Source organism: Octadecabacter sp. R77987 (assembly GCF_042466115.1).
In the GTDB taxonomy this organism is placed as follows: domain Bacteria; phylum Pseudomonadota; class Alphaproteobacteria; order Rhodobacterales; family Rhodobacteraceae; genus SW4.
In genome coordinates, this window is record NZ_JAXHBQ010000001.1 from 1244220 (window position 1) to 1269958 (window position 25739).

Here is a 25739-nt window from a genome sequence, read left to right on the forward strand (position 1 = left end):
ATGCAGAAAATATACTCAGACGCCGCCGCCGCCCTTGACGGGTTGCTTCACGACGGCATGTTCATCGCCGCCGGGGGCTTTGGCCTTTGCGGAATCCCCGAATTGCTGTTGGCCGCGATCAGGGATGCAGGCACCAGGGATCTGACATTTGCATCCAACAATGCCGGCGTTGATGATTTCGGCATCGGCATCCTGCTGCAAACGCGGCAGGTAAAAAAGATGATCAGTTCCTATGTGGGTGAAAACGCCGAATTCATGCGCCAGTATCTGTCGGGCGAACTTGAGCTGGAATTCAACCCGCAGGGCACGCTGGCCGAACGGATGCGCGCCGGTGGCTGTGGCATCCCCGGTTTTTATACGAAAACCGGCGTGGGCACCGTGATTGCCGACGGCAAGGAACACAAGGACTTCCCCACCGGCGAAAACGGCGCCATGGAAACCTACATCATGGAAAACGGCATCTTTGCCGATCTGGCCATCGTCAAGGCCTGGAAGGCCGACGAAACCGGCAACCTGATGTTCCGCAAGACCGCACGCAACTTCAACCCGCCTGCGGCCATGTGTGGCAAGACCTGCGTTGTCGAGGTCGAGGAAATCGTGCCCACAGGCAGTCTTGACCCCGACGCGATCCACCTGCCGGGCATCTATGTGCACCGGATCATTCAGGGGACGCACGAAAAACGGATCGAGCAACGCACCGTGAGGACAGCATAATGTGGGATCGCAATCAAATGGCGCAGCGCGCCGCGCAAGAACTGCAAGACGGCTGGTATGTGAACCTTGGCATCGGCATCCCGACGCTGGTCGCGAACTATGTCGGCGACAAGGACATCACCCTGCAATCGGAAAACGGCATGCTGGGCATGGGCCCCTTCCCGCTTGAAGGCGATGAAGACGCCGACCTGATCAACGCGGGCAAGCAAACCATCACCGAATTGAAACGCACTGCCTATTTCGACAGCGCGACGTCATTTGGCATGATCCGCGGTGGCAAGATTGCCGCCGCAATCCTTGGCGCGATGGAAGTGGCTGAAAACGGCGATCTGGCCAACTGGATGATCCCCGGCAAGCTGGTCAAAGGCATGGGTGGCGCGATGGATCTGGTCGCTGGCGTCGGCCGCGTGATCGTCGTGATGGACCACACCAACAAACACGGCGACAGCAAACTCCTGAAAGAATGCACGCTGCCGTTGACCGGCAAGGGCGTCGTCGACCGGATCATCACCAACCTCGGCGTGCTTGATGTCGTCTCTGGCGGCCTCAAGATCGTCGAATGCGCGAACGGCGTATCCGAGGACGAACTGCGCGCCGCGACCGAGGCCACAATCGTCTAATTCTTTTGTTCCAAAATACCTCCCGCCGGAGGCTCCAACGCAAGCCACCGGCGGGACCAAAGATCTGACATGATCACCCGCAACGCCCTGCATAAACTGCGGCGCGGCAGCGCCACCGCTTGATTGGCCAGAAAACCGTTTCCGAACGGGCAACAACTCCATATTCTTGCCCCATTCTGTCGCTAAACGGGCGTCAATGAGCATGAGCAGTATAAATCCGGCCCCGATCCCCGCAGCGCGTCCGCAAAAGGCGCGTCGTTGGCGTGATATCGCATTGCTGGCCATTCTTTTCGCATTTGTGATCGCCGGACTGGCCAGCCTTGCCTATGCGACTGGCTGGGAAGAAACCAAAGCCCAGCTGGCCCGCATCACATGGGCGCAGATCGGGGTCTTGCTGGCCCTGTCGCTGGTCAACTACCTGTTTCGTGCTGCGCGCTGGCATATGTTTGCCCGCCGCCTTGGCTTGCCGACCACACCCATTCAGGACACCCGCCATTTTCTGGGCGGCTTTGCGATGTCCGTCACACCTGCCCGCGTAGGCGAATTGATCCGCATGCGCTGGCTCAAACGCGAAACCGGCTGGGCGGTGGAACGCACGGCCCCGCTGGTGCTGATGGATCGTGCGTCGGACCTGGCGGCGATGGCCGTGATCCTTGCCGTCGGGTTGGCATTCGGCACGGGCGGCATCGCCTTTGCCCTGCCCGTTGCCGCGCTGGCCCTGTCGGCCGCTTTCATCGCCACACGCCCCAGACTGCTGGCCGCCCTGACAACCCTCACCTTTCGGAGCACCGGACTGTTCCCGCGCCTGTTTGCCCGCATCCGCAGCGCCGCGCGATCCCTGCGCGTCTTTACCACAGCACCCATCATCACCGGCGCGCTGGTCCTTGGCCTGATCGGATGGGTGGCCGAAGGCTATGCCTTTCATCTGCTTCTGGTCTGGATGGGGGCCGATATCGGTTTCTTCATGGCCTTGGCGATCTTTACCTTTTCAACCCTTGCAGGCGGTCTGACCGGTGCGCCGGGCGGTGTTGGCGGGGCCGAGGCGGCAATGGTCGCACTCCTGACTCTTGAAGGTATCCCGCTTGACGTCTCGGTGCCCGCCACCGCCATCATCCGCGTCACGACCCTTTGGTTTGCGATTGGCATCGGCCTTCTGGTCTTTCCGATTGCCGAACGCATTTCGAACCGCGCCGCACAAGAAAGCTGAACAATGACCTGGAAAACCGACACATATGCAGGCTGGGGCCGCGCGTTGACAGCCACAGGCGATATCGCCCGCCCCGAACGCGCCAGCGTGTTGGCCAAGCTGCCCGCCGCCCCTGCGATCGGCAACAAGCGCAGCTATGGCGATGCCCCTTTGAACGACAAGGGCCGCGCGATCGACATGACCCGCCTTGATCGGGTGCTGGATTTTGATGCGGCATCCGGCGTTGTCACGGTTGAATCGGGCCTGACCATCGGCGAACTGGCCCGTTTGTTCGCACCCAAAGGCTGGCTGCCCCCCGTCATGCCCGGCACAGGCTTTGCGACGATTGGCGGCTGTGTCGCGATGGACGTGCACGGCAAGAACCACCACCATATCGGCAGCTTTGGCCAGCATATCACCGCGATTACCCTGCTTCAGAACGGCAAACAGCGCCGGATCGCCCCCAAGGACACAACCCTGTGGCAGGCCACAATCGGCGGCCTGGGCCAGACCGGCGTGATAACCAGCGCGTCGATCCAGATGCTGGCCTGCAAGGGCGATGTGATGATGGTCACTGAAAGACGTGCCGAAGGCTGGGACGAACATATCGCCCTGCTTGATGCCTCGCAGGCGACCTATACAGTCGGCTGGATTGATGCGACCGCGCGGGGTGATGCTCTTGGCCGTGGCATTCTGGAAGAAGGCGAAACCGGCGCAGGGCTGGTCCCCAAACCCAAACCCTCGAAATCCGTGCCCTTCAACGCGCCGCATTTCGCCCTGTCCAAACCCATCGTGCGCGCCTTTAATGCCGCCTACTACCGCCGTGTGCCTGCCGATGGCCGCACCGTGGTAAAACCCATTCAGGATTTCTTTTTCCCGCTGGATCGCATCCACGACTGGAACAAATTGTATGGCAAACGCGGCTTTCACCAGTTCCAATGCGTGGTTCCGCTGGATCAGGCCGGCGCCCTGCGCGCGATGCTGGACAAGATCGCGCATAGCGGCCTTGCGTCCCCCCTTGCTGTCCTGAAACGCATGGGCGAAGGCCGCGCAGGATACCTGTCCTTCCCGATGGAGGGCTATACGCTGGCCGTCGATTTCCCCAACCGCGCCGCCGCACGCGAACTGATCGGCGAACTTGAGGATATGACAACATCCGCAGGTGGCCGCCTTTATCTGGCCAAGGACGCGCTGGCGACACCGGAACAAATGGCGGCGATGTATCCCCAATTGCCCCAGTGGCAAAAGGTGGTGGCCAAAGCCGACCCAAAGGGTGCACTCGCCACCGATATGACCCGCCGATTGCAGCTAAGGAGCGCGACATGAGCGATACCTGGATCATCCTTGGCGCCACATCCGCCATTGCGCGTGCGTTCATGCGTGACCGTGCCGAAACCGGTGTGACCCTGATTTTATGTGGCCGCGATATGGACGACATGGCGGGCACGGCCGCGGACCTGAAAGCGCGCGGCGCGGCAGATGCCCATGTGCTGCGCCTTGATGTGCGCGATGCGAAAACGTTCAAACCGATCCTTGATCTGGCCGCCGACATGCACGGCATGCTGAATGCCGCCGTCTTTACCGGATCAATGCCTGATCAAGCGGTGATCGACGAAAACCCTGAAATGATCGACGGCGTGGTGATGGACAGTTTCACTGGCCCCGCGCAATTCCTTCAGCGCCTTGCGCCGATGATGGAGGTTCGCGGAGGCGGTGCCATTGTCGGTGTCGGGTCCGTTGCCGGTGATCGCGGGCGTTTGGGCAACTACGTTTACGGCGCGGCCAAGGCCGGTTTTGCCACCTATCTGTCGGGCCTGCGCAACCGTTTGGGGCGGTCTGGCGTACACGTAATGACCGTGAAACCCGGCCCCGTCGATACGGCGATGACATGGGGGCTTGATTCCATGCCCTTCATGACCACGCCCGAAGCCGCAGCCAAAGACATCGCCAAAGGCCTGCGCAAGGGGCGCAACGTGATCTATACGGCAGGGATTTGGCGGCTGGTCATGCTGGTAATCCGCAACGTGCCCGAACCGATCTTCAAGAAGCTGTCTATATAGATCCGGGCTAGAATCCGAATAGCTGCTGCCAGATACCTGCTGAATAAAACATCAGCGCCAGTGTCATCAGCAACAACCCGATGCCGCGCTTGTCGCGCAGGGCGAAAACAATCGGGTCGTAGTCCTGCTTGCCCAGATAGCCCAGCCGGATCATCCGGAACAGCCAACCCGCGATCGGGATCAGCGCAAGCCACATCAGCCATTTCGTCGGATACAGCACCTGTGCCTGCGCACTGTGGCTGTATAGAAAGAAAATCACCAACGCGCCGACCATGCCAATCGCCGCCATATTCAGCAGATCACCGCGATCGGTGCGTCCGTATCCCCGCCCCGGCAGGCGTTCATCATCGGTCGCCAGCGCCAGTTCCGTCATGCGTTTGACGCAGCCCAGCGTGATAAAGACCGGAAAGATAAAGATCAGCATAAAGACCGATGCATCAACGCGGCTTGCCGCCGCCCCTGCCACCACGCGCAGGGTATAAAGTGTTGCCAGCACGGCGATATCAATCCAGCGCATCCGTTTCAGGCGCAGCGAATAGGCCAGTGACAGGATCATGTAGGTGACGATCACCAACAGGAATGCACTGCCCAGCAACGCGCCAACCCCCAGCGCGATCAGCCCCAGCGCGCCGCAGGCCGCCATGCCAACGGTAATGGGCACGGCCCCGCTGGCAAACGGGCGGCGGCATTTGGTGGCGTGCAGGCGGTCTGCCTCAAGGTCAAGCAGATCATTGACGATATAGATACAGGACGCCGCAGCCGAAAACGCCGCGATCCCCAGCAAGACCAGCCCAAGGGTCGCAAGGCCGAATTCATGTGCCGCCAGCATCGGCAAGAGCAACAGCACGTTCTTGACCCACTGGTGCGGGCGCAAGGCACGGATCAGGTCACGCGGGGCCCAGCCCCCGTCCAGTTTGGTCACGTTGGCCAGTTTCGATGTGCCGCTGACCCCGCCCACGACAATTGCCGTATCCGCATGGGGCCAGACGGCCATATCAGCGGCATCGTTGCCCGCGTAGTCAAAACCACCCTCACCATAGGCAGCAACCAGTGCATCAGCCTTGGCCGCGCCCTTGAGGTTTACGCTACCGTCCGATGCGAAAATGCGCTGGCCCATGCCATAATGATCCGCCAGCGGCTGCACGAGGCTGGCATCGGACGCCGAGGCAAGGAAAACCTCGCGCCCGTCATCGCGCGCCGCAGTCGCCATCGCGGCCACATCTGCGTTCACGGGCAACAGATCGGTGCGGATCTGCGCGATTTGCGCCAGCTCCGCCTTGAGCGCGGCACGATCACGAAAATGCGTGAAACTTGCGCCCAAGGTCGCCATCGGGTCGCGCCCCATGCCCGCCCACCAGCATTCCAGCAGCATATCCGTTTTCAGAAAGGTGCCATCGACATCCAGCACCAGCGGCAGTTTATCAGCCAAGTCAGCCCCCGTTCATCGCAAAAACACAGCCATCCGTCACCAGTTCGGGCGGTGTCATGCAAAGCCCGCGGGCAACCTGCCACGCAGCCAGCACCTTGGGCACATAGGCGCGGGTTTCAGCATAAGGTGGCACGCCGCCATTGGTGCGCACAGCCCCCTCGCCCGCGTTATAGCCTGCCAGCACAAGGATCGGGTCGCGGTCGAATTCTTGCATCAGCCACGCAAGGTAGGCCACGCCGCCTTTGATATTGTCGGCGGCGTCCAGACTGTCCGTGACACCGAAACGCGCCGCCGTGGGCGGCATCAACTGCATCAGCCCCTGGGCGCCTGCATGGCTTTGTGCATCCACGCGGCCCGCACTTTCCACCGCAATCACCGCCAGCACCAAAGCCGGCGACACTTCGGTGCCGACCGTTTCGCGCAGGATGTCCAATCCGTGCGCATTGGCGATTTCAGTCATGGTTTGCAAACGCGGGGCGGGCACGGTGCTGCCCTCGGGGGCATTGCGCATCTCGCGCAGGGCCATGGCAAGTCGCCCTGGCCCGCTATCTTCGATCTTTGGCGATACGGCCAGCCAGAACCATTCCAGTCCGGTGATTTGCGCAACTGCCCCCGCCGTGCCGCCACGTGACACCGGTGCCGGACCGGCACCACCCTCGCCCGCGCGCGCGGGTGCTGCGGGACCCGATGGCGCAGAGGGCGCGATCTGAACGGTAATGCGGTTGCCTGCACCTGCCGTTGGCACAGTCACGCGGCGAAACGTAAAGTCGGGCTGCAAGCGGTTCGCCTCGGCATAAGCCGGCGCTGCCAGCAACGCAGCCACAAGGGCCGTATATAGTGTGACGCGCCGCTTCATGCGGATTCGTGCCCCTGCCTCGTTTCTTATTAGAGTCTTTATCGCAAAGATCGCGGCCTCTGACCACCAATCTGTGAACAATGCGAATGTGCTGCGCTTTATTGGACACGCCTGCGCAACGGTCAACTCCGCTCAAAGACAAAATGAGCTAAAAATTTACACATAAAAACAATTCGTTAACCATGAATTTCCCAGAAAATCACGCTCGCCGAAAAATGCACGAAACCGGTCAAAGTCTCGCCCCATTCCACTGGCTATATATGCCCATCCAAGACGGGGACTGCACCAACAAGAGGCCGGTGCGGGACGATCCGGATAGGTAGTGAAACTGAGCGACACCCTGAGGAGGGACATACAATGCTTAACTTTATCAAGAACTTCCGCAACGACGAAGACGGCGCAGTCACAGTTGACTGGGTTGTGCTGACCGCAGCCATCGTGGGCCTGGGCATCGCTGTCCTGACTTCGGTTGGTAACGGCACCACAGCTTTGGGCGACAAGATCAGCTCGCAGCTCACCGCACAAACCATCGTCGACTATAACTAATCAACCCCGACTTCTGGAGAATACACATGCTTAACTTCATCAAAAACTTCCGCGCCGACGAAGATGGTGCCGTGACCGTTGACTGGGTTGTTCTGACAGCCGCAATCGTTGGCCTTGGCATCGCAGTTCTGACTTCGGTTGGTAACGGCACGACTGCCCTGGGCGACAAAATCAGCTCGCAGCTGACCGCACAGACAATCGTCGACTATAACTAATCAACCCCGACTTCTGGAGAATACACATGCTTAACTTCATCAAAAACTTCCGCGCCGACGAAGATGGTGCCGTGACCGTTGACTGGGTTGTTCTGACAGCCGCAATCGTTGGCCTTGGCATCGCAGTTCTGACTTCGGTTGGTAACGGCACGACTGCCCTGGGCGACAAAATCAGCTCGCAGCTGACCGCACAGACAATCGTCGACTACAACTAAGTCGTCGTGACACGATCAAAACGGGCCGCACCTTTGTGTGTGGCCCTTTTTGTTTCCACGATCCGACTTGCGAAAGCACCAATTTGTCACCCGCCAACCCACTTGCTGCCACATTACAGCGGCAAAACGGATGCAAGACAACTTACACCCCAATTAACGGAGTCCATCATGTTTAATTATTTCAAGCGGTTCCACGCGCAAGACGACGGTGCCATCACCGTTGACTGGGTCGTGCTGACAGCCGCCATCATCGGGCTCGCGCTTGCAGTGATCGCAACAATCGGGGACGGCGCGGTGGATCATTCCAACAGCGTTGGCAACCGCCTCACAAGCCAGGAAATTCCTGAGTATTGATCGACAACTGGCGTGAATTTTCACGCCAAAGCCGCCCCGCTGGCACGAAATCGCCGCAATCGCGTGCAAATGTCGGTGTGAACCGTGCCACGAGGGTGCGGAGAGGCAAAAGAGTTGGTCCTGAAAGGATAGAGTTATGAGAGCCGTATTTGGATTGGTCCTGATTGTAGGCATGGCCCTTGCGGGTTTTGCGATCTACATGGTTCAGGGCTACTTTGAGCAACAAAACGCCGAGCTTGCCGAGCAACGCGCACGCGCCGCACAGAATGTCGCCACCGTCGATGTGATCGCCGTCAACCGGCAGATGACATACGGCGAAGTGATTACCACTGCCGACATTCAGTTCATCAAATATGCAGAACCCTTCCTTCCCGAAGGTGTCTTCATGACCCAGGAAGACCTGTTCCCAAATGGCGGGGACGAACTGCGTGTCGTGCTGCGCCAGTTGGAAGAAAATGAACCGATCATCGCGATCAAAGTCACCGAACCGGGTGAAGATGCAGGCCTGACCTCGCGCCTTTCCCGCGGCATGCGTGCCTTTACGATCCGTGTTGACGTGGCATCGGGCGTGTCCGGCTTCCTGAACCCGGGCGACCGTGTTGACGTCTATTGGACGGGTCGCATCGAAGGTGCCGGTCGCAATGGTGGCGATGTCACCAAGCTGATCGAAACCGGCGTTGAAATCATTGCGGTTGACCAGACGGCCGACAGCAACCGCGGCGAAGCCAGCGTGGCACGCACCGTCACAGTGCAGGTCACGCCCCAGGAAGTTGCCGCACTGGCGCAGGCACAATCATCGGGTCGTTTGTCACTGTCATTGGTGGGTCGCGAAGACGACAGCGTGGTCGATGCCATCGAAGTTGACCAACGTTCGCTGCTTGGGATCGCCGAACAGGTGGTCGTGCCCGAGGCGGTTGAAGAACAAGGTTGCTCGATCCGCACACGTCGCGGCGCCGAAACAATCGACGTGCCAATCCCCTGCACGAATTGATAAAAACGAACATCGCAACAAGGCGCGCCCGTCAAAACGGCGCGCCTTTTCTATGACCCAAGGGCAACCTGTTGCGGTTTATCCACATAAGATTCGCCCCGCAACGCATTGATTCTTGCTATTTTTGCGCGGTTGGGCCATCGTCGCCCCAATGACGGACACAAGTCCGCGTTTTCTTGGGCGTGATCACAGAGGCAGGTCACAATGAAATATGACAGATTTATCAAGGCCGCATTGACTGGCCTTACACTTGCAATCGCGGCGGCACCGACATCGGCACCCGCTGAAACCTTGCAAGTTATGCGTGGTTCTCCATCCAGCGCGCTACAGGTTCCGATGAACCGTGCCGTTGTTGTGGAAAGCGACGTTCCTTTCACAGAACTTAGCATCGCCAACCCCGGCATTGCCGACATTTCCTCGCTCTCGGATCGCACGATCTATGTGTTGGGCAAGGAACCGGGTCGCACAACGCTGACCCTTTTGGGTGCCGATGGCCGCTTGATTACCAATGTCGAGGTCCACGTGACCCCCGACATCGCAGAATTCAAGGAACGGCTGGAGCAGATCCTGCCCGGCGAAAACATCGAAGTGCGCACGGCCAATGACGGGATCGTCCTTTCTGGCACGGTATCCAGCATTTCGCGCCTTGATCGCGCGCTTGAACTGGCCAACCGCTATGCACCCGAACGTGTTTCCAACCTGATGAGCGTCGGCGGCACCCAGCAGGTGATGTTGCGCGTGCGTTTCGCTGAAATGCAACGTTCTGTATCCAAATCACTCAGTTCCTCGCTGGCCCTTGGCGGCACGGCCCTGGGCGGTGATCTGGGAATTTCCGGCGGCACCGGTGGTGCTGTGACGGCAGGTGGCGCGGCAAGCACGCTGACGGGCACCCTGCCCGGCGCCAACGAAAACAACGGCGCGATGCTGTTTGGCTTTAATGCCGGTGGCCTTGAGGTTGGGATCCTTCTGGAAGCCCTCGAAGCGCGCGGTGTCGTGCGCACACTGGCCGAGCCAAACCTGACAGCCCTGTCCGGGCAAGAGGCAAGCTTTCTTGCCGGTGGCGAATACCCAATTCCAGTTGCCCAGGACAACGGCGCGATCACGATCGAATACAAACCTTTCGGGATCGAGCTGAACTTTACACCCCGCGTGGTGGACGGCGACATCATCAACCTTGAATTGATGGCCGCCGTGTCCTCGATTGACCCGACAAACGGCTTTACCCAGGGCGGGTTTACCGTTGATGCGTTCAAACGCCGCGAAACATCGACAACTGTTGAAATGCGCGACGGTGAAAGCTTTGCCATCGCCGGCCTGTTGTCGGACGACTTTATTGACCTCAATGGTCAGGTGCCGTGGCTGGGTGACATCCCGGTGCTGGGTGCCCTGTTCCGCAGCGCTGAATATTCGCGCCAGCAGACCGAACTGGTGATTATCGTGACTCCGCATCTTGTGACACCGACCCGTGGCGAGGCTTTGGCCCTGCCCACCGACCGTGTCCGCCCCCCTTCCGAACGCGACTTGTTCCTGTTCGGCCGTGTCGCCGCTGGCGAAGGCCCGACAACAGGTGGCGCCGGAGAGGTTGCAAGACAGGACTTCAGCGGGTCATATGGCTACGTGCTTGACTAAAAAGGGATGAGACCGATGAAATATCTTGTTGCGACAGCGGCAATCGCGGTCTCACTCGCGGGTTGCACCGATGGGAACAACTTTTTCCCCACGTTCAACCGCGAGGCGGGCAGCCAGATCGATTCAGGCACTTTCGGCAATTCCACGATGGCCAACACCATGGTGCAAACAGGCCAAAGCGGCTACACCATCAACCTGGCGCGCCGCTTCGCTTCCGAAGTGTCATCAACTGTCAATTTCCCGTTTAATTCCACGGCATTGGATGAACAGGCCCGCGCAACCCTGCGTGAACAGGCCCAATGGATCCGGCAGTTCCCCGAAGTGCGTTTCAAGGTTTATGGCCACACCGATCTTGTCGGTTCACAGGCCTATAACCGCCGTCTGGGCCTGCAACGTGCGCAGGCCGTTGTGCTGTATCTGACCAGTCAGGGTATCGGGCGTGACCGGCTTGAAGCTGTTGTATCTTTCGGTGAAACCCAGCCGCTGATCGTGACCGACGGCCAGGAACGCCGCAATCGCCGCACGGTGACAGAAGTGTCCGGATTCGTTCAGAACCACCCGACAATCATGAATGGCCGCTACGGCGAAGTCATTTTCCGCGACTATGTGACCAGTGCCGCCGCCCCAACGACCCTGTCGGGCGGGCGTGGTGCGCAACTCACACCCTAAAACCAAACATATCTCCGGCAAAAGCGGGCCCAGTGTGGTCCGTTTTTGTTTTTGGGGCGGGAAATCGCGAAACAACCCCCGATAAATTCCGGTGATCGTCGCGAGAATTCGCACAATTGGAGTTTTTTGGCCCCAATCTGGTCACGTTTCCCAAGCAAGTTACTCCCAATCGAGAGACCCAAGCCCCGATACGGGCATGGGCATCGGTGGGGATATGCTCCGGCCAATTCAGGGCCGACCGGCAAATCAACGTCCCCGTCCGTTGCCCGATAACAAAGGACGTAAGGCAATGAGTAGCAACGCAGTATTGCAGCCCGACCCACAGCCGATCGTGGCGTGCACGATTAGCCGCGATGTGCAGATTTTTGATCTGCTGATCGAAGACATGGAAGCAACCCTTGGTGAAAACTGGGGTGATCTTGGCTTTGGTGACGCGCTCGCGTTCCTTGAACAGCCCGAAGCGGCTGAATTGCAGTTTATCGCCGTGGCGCTGGACGAGGAGGACGAGGCCGATCTGTCCTTGATCACTGACATCATTGCGGCGGCAAAGTCCCGTGAAATCAAGGTGATACTGATCGCCGAAGATGTCAGCCCGGCATCCTTGCACCAGCTGTTGCGTGAAGGTGGCGATGAATTTGTCCCCTACCCTCTGCCGGAAAACGAACTGGCCCGCGCCATTGAACGTGTCCTGGCCGAACCCGCCGAAGCCCCCGTTGCGCCCGAAATGCAAAACAAGCTCAAGGCGACAGGCGATCGCAATGGCGTTGTGATCCCCGTGCACGGCATGGCCGGCGGCACAGGCGCGACAACCCTTGCGGTGAACCTTGCGTGGGAGCTGGCCAATATCGACAAGGACAAACCACCACGGGTTTGCCTGATTGATCTGGATCTGCAGTTTGGCAGCACATCCACCTATCTGGACCTGCCGCGCCGCGAATCGGTGTTTGAAATGCTGTCGGACACGGAATCGATGGATAGCGAAAGCTTTATGCACTCGCTGTTGTCCTACGAGGACAAGCTGCATGTGCTGACCTCGCCGACCGATCTGATTCCGCTTGATCTGATCGGCCCCGCCGATGTGGAACGCATCATCGAAATGGCGCGCACGAATTTCGACTATGTCGTGATCGACATGCCGTCGACGATGGTGGAATGGTCCGAAACTGTGTTGCATGCCGCCCACGTCTATTTCGCGACGCTGGAAATGGACCTGCGCTCGGCCCAGAACACACTGCGCCTCAAGCGCGCGCTTCAGGGCGAGGACCTGCCGTTTGAAAAGCTGCGTTTTGTGCTGAACCGCGCACCGAAATTCACAGACCTGAACGGCAAGAGCCGCGTCAAGCGTCTGGCTGAATCCCTGGGAATTTCCATTGAGGTGCAGATGCCCGACGGCGGCAAGCCCGTCGCGCAGAACGCCGATCACGGCGCGCCACTGTCCGAAGGCATTCCCAAGAACCCGCTGCGCAAGGAAATCGCAAAGCTGGCCAAGTCTGTCCACGAGGTCAACACGGCCGACGTGGCCGCAACAAGCTCATAAGGGGCATCCGATGTTTTCCAAGTATAAAAAACCCGATGCAAAGGCTGCCAGCAACGTCACACCGATGCCGGTTCCCGAAGCGCCAAAAGCGTCCTTGATGAAGGCCAAACCTGTTGCCGCACAGGCCGCGCCGCAGGACAAGGAGAAAAAGCGCAAGGAGCGGCTGGGCGAGATCAAGCTCGAGCTGCACAAGGCGCTGCTGGACAACCTGAACCTCTCGGCGCTGGAAAACGCGTCCGAGAACGATTTGCGTCAGGAAATCAACGCGATTGCCACCGAAACCCTCGAAGAAATGGGCGTCGTGCTGAACCGCGACGAGCGCCAGTCCCTGAACCAGGACCTTTTCTTTGAAGTCACGGGCCTTGGCCCGCTGGAAACGCTGCTGAAAGACGACAGCGTCAACGATATTCTGGTGAACGGCCCGCAACAGATTTTTGTGGAACGCGATGGCAAACTGCAGCTGACAGATATTACCTTCAAGGACGAACGCCACCTGCTGCGCATTATCGACAAGATCGTGTCGGCCGTGGGCCGCCGCGTCGATGAAAGCAACCCTTACGTCGATGCGCGTCTTGCCGATGGGTCGCGTTTCAACGCGATGGTGCCACCGGTCGCTGTTGACGGCTCGCTGGTGTCCATTCGCAAGTTCAAAAAGGAAAAGCTGGCGATTGACGATCTGGTCAAGTTCGGCGCTTTTACCGAAGAAATGGCCGCCTATTTGCAGGCCGCCGTGTCCACGCGATTGAACGTCATCGTATCGGGCGGGACGGGTTCGGGTAAAACAACCACCCTGAACGCCCTGTCGTCGTTCATTGATGACAGCGAACGCATCCTCACGATCGAGGATACGGCGGAACTTCAACTGCAACAGACCCACGTGGGCCGGATGGAAAGCCGCCCGCCCAACGTCGAAGGCAAAGGTGCGGTCAGCCAGCGTGACTGTCTGAAAAACGCCCTGCGTATGCGCCCTGACCGGATCATCGTGGGTGAAACCCGCGGCGAGGAAGTGATCGACATGCTGCAGGCCATGAACACCGGTCACGACGGGTCAATGACCACAATTCACGCCAACTCGGCGCGTGATGGTGTGTCGCGTCTGGAAAACATGATCGCGATGGCCGGCATCGAAATGCCGCTCAAGGCGATGCGCAGCCAGATTTCATCGGCTGTGAACCTGATCGTGCAGGCCTCGCGTTTGCAGGACGGGTCGCGCCGCATGACGTCGATCACGGAAATCACCGGCATGGAAGGCGATGTGATTTCCATGCAGGAAATCTTTCGCTTCCAGCGTGTCGGCCTGACACCGGACAACAAGATCATCGGCCACTTTACGGCGACGGGCGTGCGTTCGCACTTCTCGGATCGCTTCAAGCTGTGGGGCTATGACCTGCCCCCGGCAATCTTTGAACCCATGGTCGCGGAGTAACGCTCATGACAATTTCCGCCGAACCCATCATCTATGGCCTCATTTTCGTGGCCATTCTGGTGCTTGTCGAAGGTCTGTATCTGACCGTCTTTGGCAAATCCATCAGCCTCAACAACAAGGTCAACCGCCGGCTTGAACTGCTTGAAAAAGGCGCGGGTCGCGAACAGGTTCTGGAACAGCTCCGCAAGGAAATGTCCCAGCACATGAAATCGAAAAGCATCCCGCTTTATTCGATCCTGGCCAGCAAGGCACAAAAGGCCAATATCGCCTTTACACCGCCCCAGCTGATCATGGTCATGGCCGCGCTTGGCGTCATGGCCTTTATCGGTCTGACCGTCGGCACCGGTGCCAGCGTGCAAATTCGCGCGGGCGTCGCGGCCGCGATGGGCGTGGGCGGCGTTTACGTCTGGATCAACGGCAAGGCCAAAAAGCGCATGGCCCTTTTGGAAGAACAACTGCCCGATGCGGTTGAACTGATGGTGCGTTCCTTGCGTGTGGGTCACCCGTTTTCATCCGCCATTGCCATTGTCGCCAAGGAGATCCCCGACCCGCTTGGCACCGAAATGGGCATGATCTCGGACGAGGCCGCCTATGGTCGCGATATGGGTGAGACCCTGAAACACATGGCCGAACGGATGGACATGCAGGATATGCGCTTTCTGGCCGTGGCCGTGACGATCCAGCAAACGGCCGGTGGTAACCTTGCCGAAATTCTGGACGGTCTGGCCAAAGTGATCCGGGCGCGGTTCAAACTGTTCCGCCGTGTAAAGGCGATCACCGCCGAGGCAAAGTGGTCAGGCATGTTCCTGTCCGTCTTTCCGCTGTTGGCATTGGTCGGGATCAACGTGATCCAGCCGAACTATTATGACGATGTCAAAGAAACCTCCGTGTTTATCCCCGCCTGTCTTGTGGTGGCGGCGTTCCTGACGGTCAACGTGATCGTTATGAAAACACTCGTGAATATCAAGGTGTAAGGACCAGACTATGGACATCCTGACAACCATTTCCGATCTGCTGACCGACAAGCTGGGCCCGTTTGGCCCGCTGATTGTCGTGGGCATGCTGGGCGTATTGATGATCTTGCTGGTCTTGCCGACCATGCTCAAGAAAGAGGTCGATCCGCTGGACAAGCTGCGTGCCAGCACGCGCGCGCAAAACTCGGCCCTGTCAAAGGCCGAAAAACTGCGGGCGGGCGGCGGCAAGGACAAGCTGGAAAAATACTCCAACTTTCTGGAACCGCAGGACGAGGAAGAGTTTTCCGCAATCCGTCTGAAACTGATGCAGGCCGGCTACCGCACCAAGAACGCGGTGCGGATGTATCACTTTGCGCAATTTGCGATGGGTGTGGGCCTGCTGTTGGCCGGTGTCGCCTATGCGATCTATGCATCGTCAACCGGTGAACCATCAACCAAGGCGACGATCCTGTCGATCCTGATCCCGGGTGTTGTTGGTTACATGACACCGAAATACTGGGTCACGCGCCGCCAATCCGCGCGTCAGGAAGAAATCGTCAACGGTTTTCCCGACAGTCTTGATATGATGCTTGTCTGCGTCGAAGCGGGCCAGTCGCTTGACCAGTCCATCATCCGCGTTGCCCGCGAGCTGAAATCCGGCTTCCCGGCCCTCGCCTATGAATTCGAGGTCGTCGCCCACGAGATGAAGGCCGGCAAGGACAAGCAGGCCGTGTTGCGCGATATGTCCGAACGCTGCGGCGTGACCGACATCGCCAGCTTTGTGACCGTGCTGATCCAGTCGCAGCAATTCGGCACCTCGATTGCCGAAGCCTTGCGCGTCTATGCCGGTGAAATGCGTGACAAAAGGGTCATGCGCGCCGAAGAAAAGGCCAACACCCTGCCCACAAAGATGACTTTGGCCACGATGATGTTGACGGTTCCGCCGCTTCTGATCATCCTGATCGGGCCGTCGATCTTTAACATCGCGGTAACATTGGGTAACGCGAACTTCTAAGGGTCATGACGCCAAAACCGATTGCAATGATCGCGGTGATTGCCGCCCTCGCCGCCTGTGAACCGGGCGGCTTTGGGCGTGCCGATGGTCAGGTTTATGCGCCCGGTGTGGCCGGACCGGCCGATACGGACGGGCTGATCGTCGGGCATCGGCTGATGGCGGCTGGTGAATACCAGCTTGCACTCGATGCCTATACCCGTGCTGCGGGCCAGCAGGGGCTGAATGTCGACACGCTCAGCGCGCTTGGCTCGGCCAATCTACGTCTGGGGCGGCTGGGACAGGCCGAAACCTTGCTGCGACGCGCCGTTGACGAAGATGCCAGCTTTGCCGCTGCATGGAACAATCTGGGTGTGATCCTGATGGAACGGGGCAAAATCGCCGAAGCGTCACAGGTGTTTCGTCGCGCTTTTGCCACGGATAACGGCAATTCCGACCAGATTCGGGACAACTTGCGCTTGGCACTCGCAAAATTGGACAATCCGGGCTATGAAGACCCCAATGAAGACCAAAAATTCGAATTGGTGCGGCGCGGCACAGGCGACTATGTGATCCTCTCCGCACCCTGAGGCAAGAGCAGTAAAAGGACGCAAAAATGCGCCACCCTATCCTGATGTCCCTGTCATTGGCAGGTGTTGTTGCGTTGACGGCCTGTGGCGATCAATCTGGCGACGCCCAGGTGAACCGCGCCCTGCGCGATGTGAACGTGGTCGATGAAACCAACCTCAACGATGTGATGCTGACGGTCGGTGACCCCAACGAGGCGGTCAACTACTTTGCCCGCGCCAGCGAAAACGATCCTGGACGGATTGACCTGATGCGCGGACTTGCGACATCGCTCGTGCGGGCGCAGCGCCCCGCCGATGCCATCCCCGCCTGGGAGGCCGTGGTTGCCCATGCCGAAGCCACTGCCGACGACAGCGTCGATCTGGCCGATGCCCAGATCCGCAACAACCAGTGGGACGCGGCCGAAATCACCCTTGATAGCGTGCCCCCGACCCACGAGACCTACAAGCGCTACCGCCTTGAGGCGATGATCGCCGACAGCAACGAAGAATGGGACAACGCCGACAGTTTCTATGAAACCGCTGCGGGCCTGACGACCCAGCCTGCCGGTGTGTTCAACAACTGGGGCTTTTCCAAGCTGACACGCGGCGATTATGCGGGCGCCGAACGCCTGTTCGGTGACGCGATCCGCCATGACAGCAGCCTGTTCACCGCCAAGAACAACCTTGTGCTGGCCCGTGGTGCGCAACGCAACTATGATCTGCCCGTCATCCCGATGAGCCAGATCGAGCGCGCGCAACTGCTGCATACGCTGGCCCTGTCCGCGATCAAGCAGAACGATGTGACCATCGGGCGCGGTTTGCTGCGCGAAGCCATCGACACCCACCCCCAGCACTTTGAGGCGGCCGTGCGCAGCCTGCGGGCGCTGGAAGACAACGTCGCGAACTAAGCCCGTGCAGGTGGCCCATTCCGCCAGCGATGCCCTGTGGTATCTGCCCTTGGTCGTGCCGATCTGCATCTTTGTGGCGTGGAACGACATGCGGGTAATGAAGATCCCCAATGTCGCCGTTTATGCTTTGGTCGGGGTGTTTGCCGTCACGGGGTTGCTGACGCTTGATCTGGACGTTTACGCGTGGCGCTGGTTGCACCTGATCGTGATGCTGGTGATCGGTATGGTGCTGAACGCCGCGGGCGTATTGGGCGCAGGCGATGCAAAATTTGCCGCCGCAGCCGCACCGTTTGTCGCGCTGTCGGACCTTTCGACGATGCTGTATATCCTCGCGGCCTGTGCGGCGGGCGGGTATCTGGTGCACCGTCTGGTCAAAATCTCGCCCCTGCGCAAACTGGTCCCCGAGTGGGAAAGCTGGTCATCGGGCAAACGCTTTCCAATGGGCTTTCCGCTTGGGGCGGCACTGGCGTTTTACCTTGCGATCCCGCTGATCTAACCCGCCTTTTCAAACAAAATATACAACGGCGTGCGGCGGATTTCCGTCAGATCATCGGTGCCGCGTTCTGTCACGGCCTTCAGGATCATGACCTGCAAATCATGCGACACGGGACACAGCGGCACCAACAGGTAGTCCGCCGAGTCAAAGCCCGGCAACCCACCATAATACCACGGCGCGCCACCTTCGAGGCGTTCAAGCGCGCCATAAAGCCAGTGCGACGAAAACAGATCGGCGGCCAGCAGGCGCTTGCCCTCGGCCAGCCCGGCCTCTTCCAGATCACGTGTCACTGCATCAAACATGGCCGGCAGGCCCAGTTCCGTCGTGCAATAAGGGAAGACCTCGCCCATGAACTGCGCCTGTTCATCACGGCGCGCGCCCTCGCGGAACTGTTCAAGGCCCGATCCTTCGCCGTCCAGCGCAACACGCCCGTCAACACGCAGTGCACGCAAATCGGCTGTGTGCAAATCCATGTGAATGCCGCCACGGGGCAGGATCGGCGCATATGTCGCCTCGTCCACGCGCAGGTGCCGGAAGGGGCTGTAAAGCATGTTCGCGAACGACGGGGCGATCAGCGCCAGTGCCATCGCCGCCGTGACCAGCTGCGCCGTGCGCAGGTTCAGCCCCATCGCATTTGTCAGGTCAGGCGAGGGCAGCAGGGCCAGCAACAGCACACCCAACAGCAGCAACCACTGCGGATCGTTGCCAAAATTCTGGAACGTCACATAAAAGAACCCCGGCACCAGCAGCAACAGGACCAGCCCCGCATTGGCCTGCCCCGACTGGCGCACAAAGATCACGCCCGCGATCGCCACCAGCGATCCGGCAATATAGGCTGGCGCGCCCATCACCGCGCTAAAGGGTTCACCCGGCTGCGGACGCACATCGGAACTGGCCACCGCCCTAAGATCGCCGATATAGGCCAGCCAATAGTCAACCCCCGCAAACAGGGTGATCAGAACCGCGATCACAACGCCCGTCAAAACGGCAAACATCAGCGTCGACAGGCGTTTGCCCAAAACCAGCGCAAGGACAACCGGCAGGGCAAAAGCAGCGAAATAGGTCACTTTGATCATCACCAGAATAGCCATCATGGCACCGATCACGATACCATCAATGGCCGGTCTCTTGGGGTGGACAGGCGGCAACATGGCCGCAATAACGGCGATAAACGTGGCCGCCCAGGCCCAGCGGTTATAATGCATCGAAAATGAAATGCTGCGCTGCGCCTCGCCGTGGACAAGCGCCAAAAGCAGCCCCATCACGATCAACCCGAACAGCAGCGCAACACTGCGCGACATGCGGCTGTAACCGACCCACCACAGGGCGGGCAGCATCACGGCGGCAAAGGAAACCTGCGCGGATACAATCGCCATGCCAATCCCCATGCCACGGTCCACGAAAAACGCGATTGGCCAGAATGCCAAAGCCCCAATCGGGGTCATGAAATCAACGTGCGGGACCTCTCCGGCGACCATGCGGAACACGATTTGCACCAGATGCAGGGTGTCGCCTTCGTGCCGGCCAATGAAAAACCCGCCCTTGAGCAGGGTCGCCCCGCCCATTGCGACAAGAATTGCCACAAGGAATGCGAAAAATGTAACTGGATTTGGTCGTGTCATGCCTGCCCCTCGCAATGGTTTGTCCATTTTTTCGCCACAATAGTCAGGCAAATAGGGGGAGGCAAAAGGCTTTGTGTCTGATTTGGCGACATTCCCGCCAAAGCGGCGCTTGTGCCACAAACAAATGATAAACGGGCAGACCGACATGAATATGCAAGCGACCAACGTAATGGCCCCACCGGCTCCGAAATCCCTTGCGGGGATGCAACTGCCGATGGCGATGATGCGTGATATCCTGTTGAAAACCATGTTCCGTATGAACCTTGATCTGGTGACAGAAATCGCCAAGGTGATCTGCCTGCCCGTCCCCGTGACGCAGGAACTTGTCGATCTCGCGCGCACCCAGCGCCTGCTGGAAGCCACAGGCACCCTGAACGCCAACAACGGCAATGAAATGGGCTATCAGCTGACCGATGCGGGCAAAGCACGCGCGCTGGATGCTGTCGCGCAGTCGGAGTATTTTGGTGCGATGCCTGTGCCGCTTGATGTGTATCGCGAACAGGTCAAACGCCAGTCGATCCGCAACATCCAGGTGACCCGCGACCAGCTGACAGCCGCCATGGGCCACCTGATCCTTCCCGGCGAACTGTTGGACCACCTTGGGCCTGCGGTCGGCGCTGGCCGCTCGATCCTGATGTATGGCCCTCCCGGCAACGGGAAATCCTCGATCTCGAACGGGATCAGGGATGCCTTGGGCGACAAGATCTATGTGCCGCGCGCGATTGAATATTCCGGTCAGGTGATCACCGTTTATGACCCGATCGTGCATTCGGCCGCCGAAGAAGACATCGACGATCCAAATTCGCTGCGCCGCACATCGGGCAGGTTCGATACGCGCTATGTGCTGTGCGAACGCCCGACCGTGATCACCGGTGGTGAACTGTCACTGTCGATGCTTGATCTGGTCTATAACCCGACCGCGCGCACCTATCAGGCGCCCTTGCAGCTGAAAGCGACCGGCGGGATTTTCATCGTCGATGACCTTGGCCGTCAGGCCGAACCGCCGCAGGCGCTGGTCAACCGCTGGATCGTGCCACTGGAAGAAAACAAGGATATTCTGGCGCTGCAATCGGGCGAAAAATTCGAAGTGCCGTTTGATACACTGGTGATCTTTTCCACCAACTTCCACCCCAACGAGATTTTCGATAAAGCCGCCCTGCGCCGCATCTTCTTCAAGATCAAGATCGACGGGCCGGAACAGGAAGATTTCCTCAAGATTTTTGCCATGGTCGCGCGCAAGCGCAAGATGCCACTGGACGAGGCATCCTTGGTGCATCTGCTGAAAAAGAAATACCCGACCATCGACAACATCTATGCGAACTACCAGCCGATCTTTTTGATCGACCAGATGATCGCGATTTGCGAATTTGAAGGCATCCCCTATCAGATGACCCCCGATCTGGTGGATCGGGCATGGGCAAACATGTTCGTCAAGGAAGAAGAAATCGTTCACTAAGGCAGCATGCGCCTAGTCGGTCAGAACGTTCGCCGCGACCAGATTCGCGCGGTATTTCGGGCCGACAGGCACATGTGCTCCGTCACTTGTGCGCACAAACACGCGCCCGTTGTCGCGCACAACCTCGCCGATATGCGCGCGCGCAACCCAATGCGACCGATGCACGCAGAACCCGTCAATCCCCGACATCTCGGCCACCGCATCGGCAAAGCGCATCAGCAACCGATGTGTCGCACCGCATGACAACAGCACCTCGACGTAGTGATCATTGACCGTCAGGCGCACGATGGAATCTGCGTCGTGGTCGCCCTCGATGCGGTCCAGCAGGCGGGGGCGCGGCGTTTCCGTCGCCGCGGATGACACGATATTGAGGTTACGCAACAGCGTGATGCAAAGCGACACAATCAATACCACGCCCCACATGCGAAAGGCCGACAAGCCCGGCAGTTCCCGGCTCCCCGCGGCGAAGATGGAATAGTAATAAACGCAGGGCGTAAAGAGCAGGGAAAAGACAAATGCGCCAACCAGATCGCGGCGCAGGCGCGGTTGTCCTTGCAGGACCATCGCAACCGAAACCCGCACGCCAACCGCAAGGATGTGGCTGACCGAAACGACCGTGAACCAATAGAGGCTACGGGCCGCGAAACTCATTGAATTATAGGTGTCAAACGGGCCGGTAACCGCAAGAATAAGCGTCGCAATTGCCCACACCACAAGCGGCTTTGGTTGGAAAACCTCGCTTCGTAGCCCTGCTACAAACTTCCGAAAAACACGCACGCGACAGTTACCCCAGCTAACCTTGGGCAACGTTAGCGCGCAGCGCAATGAAATCAAATGCTATTCACGAAAACGGCGAAAACACTTGAAACTGTGTGATTTAAGCAGTCAGCCCTTCAGGTTCGGCCAGCCCGTTTGCGCGGCAACAAGCGGTGATCGTATTGGCCAAAAGACAGGCGATTGTCATAGGTCCGACACCGCCGGGCACGGGCGTGATCGCGCCTGCCACCGCTGCGCAGCTGTCATAGTGGGCATCACCAACAAGGCGCGTGCCGCCTTCGGGTTTGTCGATCCGGTTGATGCCCACATCAATCACCGTGGCACCGGGTTTGATCCAATCACCGATCACCATTTCGGGGCGTCCCACGGCGGCCACAACGATGTCGGCTTGACGCACCACGCCCGGAAGGTCCTTGGTCCGGCTATGGGCAATCGTGACCGTGCAGCTATCGCCCAGCAGCAGGTTCGCCATCGGCTTGCCCACGATATTGGACCGTCCAATCACAACCGCGTTCATCCCCGACAGGCTGCCGTGATGATCGCGCAGCATCATCAAGCAGCCCAGCGGTGTGCAGGGCACCATGGATTTCTGCCCTGTCCCCAAAAGCCCCACATTGGAAATGTGAAAGCCGTCAACGTCCTTGGCCGGATCAATGCTGTTGATCACCAGATCGGAATCAAGATGAGAAGGAAGCGGTAACTGCACCAGAATCCCGTGAATTTCCGGATCGGCGTTCAGCTTCGCAATAAGCGCCAACAGATCGGCTTCCGAGGTGTCCACATCCAGCTTGTGTTCGAAAGAGGCCATTCCGACCTCAAGTGTCATCTTGCCTTTTGAGCGCACATAGACCTGCGACGCGGGGTCTTCACCAACCAAGACAACGGCCAGCCCCGGCGTGATCCCGTGTTCTTCTTTCAGGCGGGCGACATGCGCTCCGACCTTCTCGCGCACGGTTGCGGCGAACGCTTTGCCGTCGATTATCTTGGCTGACATTGTTGATCCTTGGTGCGGTGTGAATGGATTGCCGGGGTGGTGGCGTTAAAACAGCCCTTCGATCTGGCCGTCATCATTGAGGTGGATGTTTTCAGCCGACGGCACCCGTGGCAGGCCCGGCATTGTCATGATCTCGCCGCAGACGACAACCACGAAACCGGCCCCTGCCGACAGGCGCACTTCGCGCACTGGCACCGAATGGCCCGTGGGTGCGCCGCGCAGGTTGGGGTCGGTGCTGAACGAATACTGGGTTTTCGCCATGCAGACCGGCAGATTGCCATAGCCCTGCTCTTCCCACAGTTTCAACTGATCACGGATTTTCTTGTCCATCAGCGCTTCGTCAGCGTGATAAATCCGCTTGGCAATGGTCTGGATTTTGTCGGCCAGCGACATTTCGTCGGGATAGATCGGGGCAAAGGCGCTGATACCGCTTTCGGCGATTTCGGCGACCCGCGTTGCCAGTTCTTCGGAGCCTTTCGATCCATGTTCCCAGTGCTGCGACAGGATCGCTTCGGAACCTTGGGTTTTCACGTAGTCCTTGACGGCCTGCACTTCGGCGTCCGTGTCGGTGACAAAGTGGTTGATCGCAACGACCACAGGCACGCCGAACGATTTCAGGTTGCCGATGTGACGGCCAAGGTTGGCGCAGCCGGATTTCACGGCATCCACGTTTTCCGCGCCCAGATCGGCCTTGGCCACGCCGCCGTTCATCTTCATCGCGCGCACGGTCGCAACCAGCACCACGCAATCGGGGGCCAGCCCGGCCTTGCGGCACTTGATGTTCATGAATTTCTCGGCGCCCAGATCGGCGCCAAAGCCGGCCTCGGTCACGACAAAATCCGCGATTTTCAGGGCCGTGGTCGTCGCGATGACCGAATTACAGCCATGCGCGATATTGGCAAACGGGCCGCCATGCACGAATGCGGGGTTGTTTTCCAGCGTCTGCACAAGGTTGGGCTGCATCGCATCCTTCAGCAGAACAGTCATCGCGCCATCGGCCTTGATGTCGCGGGCAAAGACGGGGCTACGATCACGGCGGTAAGCGACGATCATGTCACCCAGACGCTGTTGCAAGTCCTTCAGATCCTTGGCCAAACACAGGATCGCCATGACTTCGGACGCCACCGTGATGTCAAAACCGGCCTCGCGCGGGAAACCGTTTGCCACACCACCAAGGCTGGCCGTGATCTGGCGCAGGGCACGGTCGTTCATGTCAACAACGCGGCGCCAGACAACGCGGCGCACGTCGATTTCCAGCTCGTTCCCCCAATAGATGTGGTTGTCGATCATCGCGCTCAATAGCGAGTGGGCCGAGGTGATCGCGTGAAAATCACCGGTAAAGTGGAGGTTCATATCTTCCATCGGCACGATCTGCGCATAGCCACCGCCAGCGGCCCCGCCCTTCATCCCAAAGTTCGGTCCAAGCGAGGCCTCGCGGATACAGACAGCGGCCTTTTTGCCGATCCGGTTCAGGCCATCACCCAAACCAACGGTCGTCGTGGTCTTGCCTTCGCCTGCCGGGGTCGGGTTGATCGCAGTGACAAGGATCAGCTTGCCGTTCTTGTTCTTCTGGACCGAGTTGATGAAGGACTGGCTTACCTTGGCCTTGTCGTGCCCATAAGGCAGCAGATCGTCGCTGCCGATGCCCAGTTTCGCGCCGATTTCCTGAATCGGGCGTTTCTTGGCCTCGCGGGCAATTTCGATGTCGGATTTGTAGGCCATGGTGGTGATTTCCCTGTCAGCGGGCGCACGCCCGTGTTTCGTTGCAACAGCTATAGCGGGCTGCGCCAGTCCGTTGCGAAGCGATTGCGACATTTTGCCTGCCGGAATCGTCGGAGTGTCCTTGGGGTGCGTCTAGGGCGCCCAAGCCCGCTGATCGGGGATGTGCAGCGTCAGCAAATCGCCGATAGCCACGCGCCCCTGGGCCGCGACCCAGGCGGTCACGCCGCGCTTGCCAGCGGCGGCCGGTTTGAACGCCTTGCCTTTGCCCGGATGCACCACGTCCAAGGATTTGGCCGGAAAGATGCAGGGGCGGTTCTCCATGTCCACAACCACCGTCGCGCCGCTGGGCGCTTGCAGGCGGGATGAAGGCGGCACATGGGTAAAATCAGGAATGCCGCGAATGACCATCGTTGCACCGATCCGCGCGGGGTCGATGCTGTCCACGCCCATCGCGGCGGCGATCTGCGCCAATTCTTCTTCGCTGACGATACTCAGCTGGCGTTCGTTCTTGATGTCGGTGCCTTTGGGGTATTGCGATGTGACGCGACTGCATGACGGACGGGTCAGGCCTGCGTGAAACGCACCAGCAATTCCTGCAAACGTCAGGTCGATTTGGTCGTATTTTTCCCCCAACATCGCTGTGCGATCATCGCCGGTCAACGCGCCCAGCCAGGTCACGGTGGCGGTCATGTCGGTGGGTTTCAATGCGGGCATTTGTGCAACTCCTGATTTTGGCGCACGATGGCAGAGCGCCCATGCCCCGCGCAACCCCGAAACCTGCGCAAAGAAAAACCCCGCGGCCGG

At 59.2% G+C, this 25739-nt stretch carries 27 protein-coding genes; 20 read left to right on the forward strand and 7 right to left on the reverse strand.

The genetic code is table 11. From position 1 onward, the window contains the following. The 5 genes from SJY21_RS06270 to SJY21_RS06290 all read left to right on the forward strand — a co-directional run bounded on the left by SJY21_RS06270 (window position 1) and on the right by SJY21_RS06290 (window position 4580). Window positions 1-714, forward strand: coding sequence for a CoA transferase subunit A (locus tag SJY21_RS06270; RefSeq protein ID WP_377507740.1), 714 nt, complete (start codon window positions 1-3; stop codon window positions 712-714). After that, on the forward strand, window positions 711-1334 hold the full coding sequence (locus tag SJY21_RS06275) for a 3-oxoacid CoA-transferase subunit B (protein WP_377513167.1): 624 nt from the start codon (window positions 711-713) through the stop codon (window positions 1332-1334). Before SJY21_RS06270 ends, SJY21_RS06275 begins: the two co-directional genes overlap by 4 nt. 202 nt (window positions 1335-1536) lie before the next feature. Next, window positions 1537-2541 (forward strand): YbhN family protein, encoded by a 1005-nt coding sequence (locus tag SJY21_RS06280; RefSeq protein WP_377507742.1) that lies wholly within the window; start codon window positions 1537-1539, stop codon window positions 2539-2541. Window positions 2542-2544: 3 nt separating this feature from the next. Beyond that, complete coding sequence (locus SJY21_RS06285; protein ID WP_377507745.1) at window positions 2545-3846, forward strand: FAD-binding protein; 1302 nt, start codon at window positions 2545-2547, stop codon at window positions 3844-3846. Continuing rightward, entirely contained in the window at window positions 3843-4580 is a 738-nt protein-coding gene (locus SJY21_RS06290) for an SDR family NAD(P)-dependent oxidoreductase (RefSeq protein WP_377507748.1), read from the forward strand. The genes SJY21_RS06285 and SJY21_RS06290 overlap by 4 nt, the downstream gene beginning before the upstream one ends. A 7-nt stretch (window positions 4581-4587) precedes the next feature. On the opposite strand, the gene SJY21_RS06295 is transcribed toward SJY21_RS06290, so the two are convergent. Together SJY21_RS06295 and SJY21_RS06300 are read right to left on the reverse strand one after the other, a co-directional pair. Then, a complete protein-coding gene (locus SJY21_RS06295) occupies window positions 4588-6009 on the reverse strand; it encodes a UbiA family prenyltransferase (RefSeq protein WP_377507751.1) in 1422 nt (473 codons plus the stop codon). Between the two features lies 1 nt (window position 6010). Further along, window positions 6011-6865: a lytic transglycosylase domain-containing protein gene (locus SJY21_RS06300; protein WP_377507754.1), complete on the reverse strand. Its 855-nt coding sequence runs from the start codon at window positions 6863-6865 to the stop codon at window positions 6011-6013. Window positions 6866-7222: 357 nt separating this feature from the next. On the opposite strand from SJY21_RS06300, the gene SJY21_RS06305 reads away from it, so the two are divergent. The 14 genes from SJY21_RS06305 to SJY21_RS06370 all read left to right on the forward strand — a co-directional run bounded on the left by SJY21_RS06305 (window position 7223) and on the right by SJY21_RS06370 (window position 18364). Continuing rightward, entirely contained in the window at window positions 7223-7411 is a 189-nt protein-coding gene (locus tag SJY21_RS06305; protein WP_148056186.1) for a Flp family type IVb pilin, read from the forward strand. 26 nt (window positions 7412-7437) lie between these two features. Then, complete coding sequence (locus tag SJY21_RS06310) at window positions 7438-7626, forward strand: Flp family type IVb pilin (RefSeq protein WP_148056187.1); 189 nt, start codon at window positions 7438-7440, stop codon at window positions 7624-7626. Between the two features lie 26 nt (window positions 7627-7652). Further along, complete coding sequence (locus SJY21_RS06315; protein WP_148056187.1) at window positions 7653-7841, forward strand: Flp family type IVb pilin; 189 nt, start codon at window positions 7653-7655, stop codon at window positions 7839-7841. A 168-nt stretch (window positions 7842-8009) separates the two neighbouring features. After that, the gene (locus SJY21_RS06320) at window positions 8010-8195 is read left to right on the forward strand and encodes a Flp family type IVb pilin (protein ID WP_377507757.1); all 186 of its coding nucleotides are present in this window, start codon (window positions 8010-8012) and stop codon (window positions 8193-8195) included. 136 nt (window positions 8196-8331) lie between these two features. Next, entirely contained in the window at window positions 8332-9186 is an 855-nt protein-coding gene (cpaB, locus tag SJY21_RS06325) for a Flp pilus assembly protein CpaB (RefSeq protein ID WP_377507760.1), read from the forward strand. Between the two features lie 204 nt (window positions 9187-9390). Next, window positions 9391-10815, forward strand: coding sequence for a type II and III secretion system protein family protein (locus tag SJY21_RS06330; RefSeq protein WP_377507763.1), 1425 nt, complete (start codon window positions 9391-9393; stop codon window positions 10813-10815). Window positions 10816-10830: 15 nt separating this feature from the next. After that, a complete protein-coding gene (locus tag SJY21_RS06335; RefSeq protein ID WP_377507766.1) occupies window positions 10831-11484 on the forward strand; it encodes an OmpA family protein in 654 nt (217 codons plus the stop codon). A 289-nt stretch (window positions 11485-11773) separates the two neighbouring features. Further along, window positions 11774-13021 carry a CpaE family protein gene (locus SJY21_RS06340; RefSeq protein ID WP_377507769.1) on the forward strand — a complete coding sequence of 416 codons (1248 nt, stop codon included), beginning with the start codon at window positions 11774-11776 and terminating at the stop codon, window positions 13019-13021. 10 nt (window positions 13022-13031) lie between these two features. Further along, window positions 13032-14447, forward strand: coding sequence for a CpaF family protein (locus SJY21_RS06345; protein ID WP_377507772.1), 1416 nt, complete (start codon window positions 13032-13034; stop codon window positions 14445-14447). 5 nt (window positions 14448-14452) lie between these two features. Then, complete coding sequence (locus SJY21_RS06350; protein ID WP_377507776.1) at window positions 14453-15421, forward strand: type II secretion system F family protein; 969 nt, start codon at window positions 14453-14455, stop codon at window positions 15419-15421. A gap of 10 nt (window positions 15422-15431) precedes the next feature. Continuing rightward, on the forward strand, window positions 15432-16415 hold the full coding sequence (locus SJY21_RS06355) for a type II secretion system F family protein (protein ID WP_377507779.1): 984 nt from the start codon (window positions 15432-15434) through the stop codon (window positions 16413-16415). Between the two features lie 5 nt (window positions 16416-16420). Continuing rightward, window positions 16421-16981, forward strand: a complete 561-nt coding sequence (locus SJY21_RS06360) for a tetratricopeptide repeat protein (protein WP_377507781.1) — start codon at window positions 16421-16423, stop codon at window positions 16979-16981. A gap of 26 nt (window positions 16982-17007) precedes the next feature. After that, entirely contained in the window at window positions 17008-17868 is an 861-nt protein-coding gene (locus tag SJY21_RS06365; protein WP_377507784.1) for a tetratricopeptide repeat protein, read from the forward strand. A gap of 10 nt (window positions 17869-17878) precedes the next feature. After that, window positions 17879-18364 carry a prepilin peptidase gene (locus tag SJY21_RS06370; protein WP_377507787.1) on the forward strand — a complete coding sequence of 162 codons (486 nt, stop codon included), beginning with the start codon at window positions 17879-17881 and terminating at the stop codon, window positions 18362-18364. On the opposite strand, the gene SJY21_RS06375 is transcribed toward SJY21_RS06370, so the two are convergent. Continuing rightward, entirely contained in the window at window positions 18361-19986 is a 1626-nt protein-coding gene (locus tag SJY21_RS06375; RefSeq protein ID WP_377507790.1) for a hypothetical protein, read from the reverse strand. The genes SJY21_RS06370 and SJY21_RS06375 overlap by 4 nt on opposite strands. A gap of 145 nt (window positions 19987-20131) precedes the next feature. Here SJY21_RS06375 and SJY21_RS06380 point away from each other — a divergent pair, with 145 nt between their 5' ends. Further along, window positions 20132-21442, forward strand: a complete 1311-nt coding sequence (locus SJY21_RS06380) for an ATPase (protein WP_377507793.1) — start codon at window positions 20132-20134, stop codon at window positions 21440-21442. Window positions 21443-21454: 12 nt separating this feature from the next. On the opposite strand, the gene SJY21_RS06385 is transcribed toward SJY21_RS06380, so the two are convergent. The 4 genes from SJY21_RS06385 to SJY21_RS06400 form a co-directional block, all read right to left on the reverse strand. Then, window positions 21455-22093 (reverse strand): LytTR family DNA-binding domain-containing protein, encoded by a 639-nt coding sequence (locus tag SJY21_RS06385; protein WP_377507796.1) that lies wholly within the window; start codon window positions 22091-22093, stop codon window positions 21455-21457. Window positions 22094-22319: 226 nt separating this feature from the next. Continuing rightward, the gene (gene folD / locus SJY21_RS06390) at window positions 22320-23213 is read right to left on the reverse strand and encodes a bifunctional methylenetetrahydrofolate dehydrogenase/methenyltetrahydrofolate cyclohydrolase FolD (protein ID WP_377507799.1); all 894 of its coding nucleotides are present in this window, start codon (window positions 23211-23213) and stop codon (window positions 22320-22322) included. Window positions 23214-23258: 45 nt separating this feature from the next. After that, window positions 23259-24935, reverse strand: a complete 1677-nt coding sequence (locus tag SJY21_RS06395; RefSeq protein WP_377513169.1) for a formate--tetrahydrofolate ligase — start codon at window positions 24933-24935, stop codon at window positions 23259-23261. Window positions 24936-25067: 132 nt separating this feature from the next. Then, on the reverse strand, window positions 25068-25649 hold the full coding sequence (locus SJY21_RS06400) for an MOSC domain-containing protein (RefSeq protein WP_377507801.1): 582 nt from the start codon (window positions 25647-25649) through the stop codon (window positions 25068-25070). Window positions 25650-25739 lie beyond the last annotated feature (90 nt).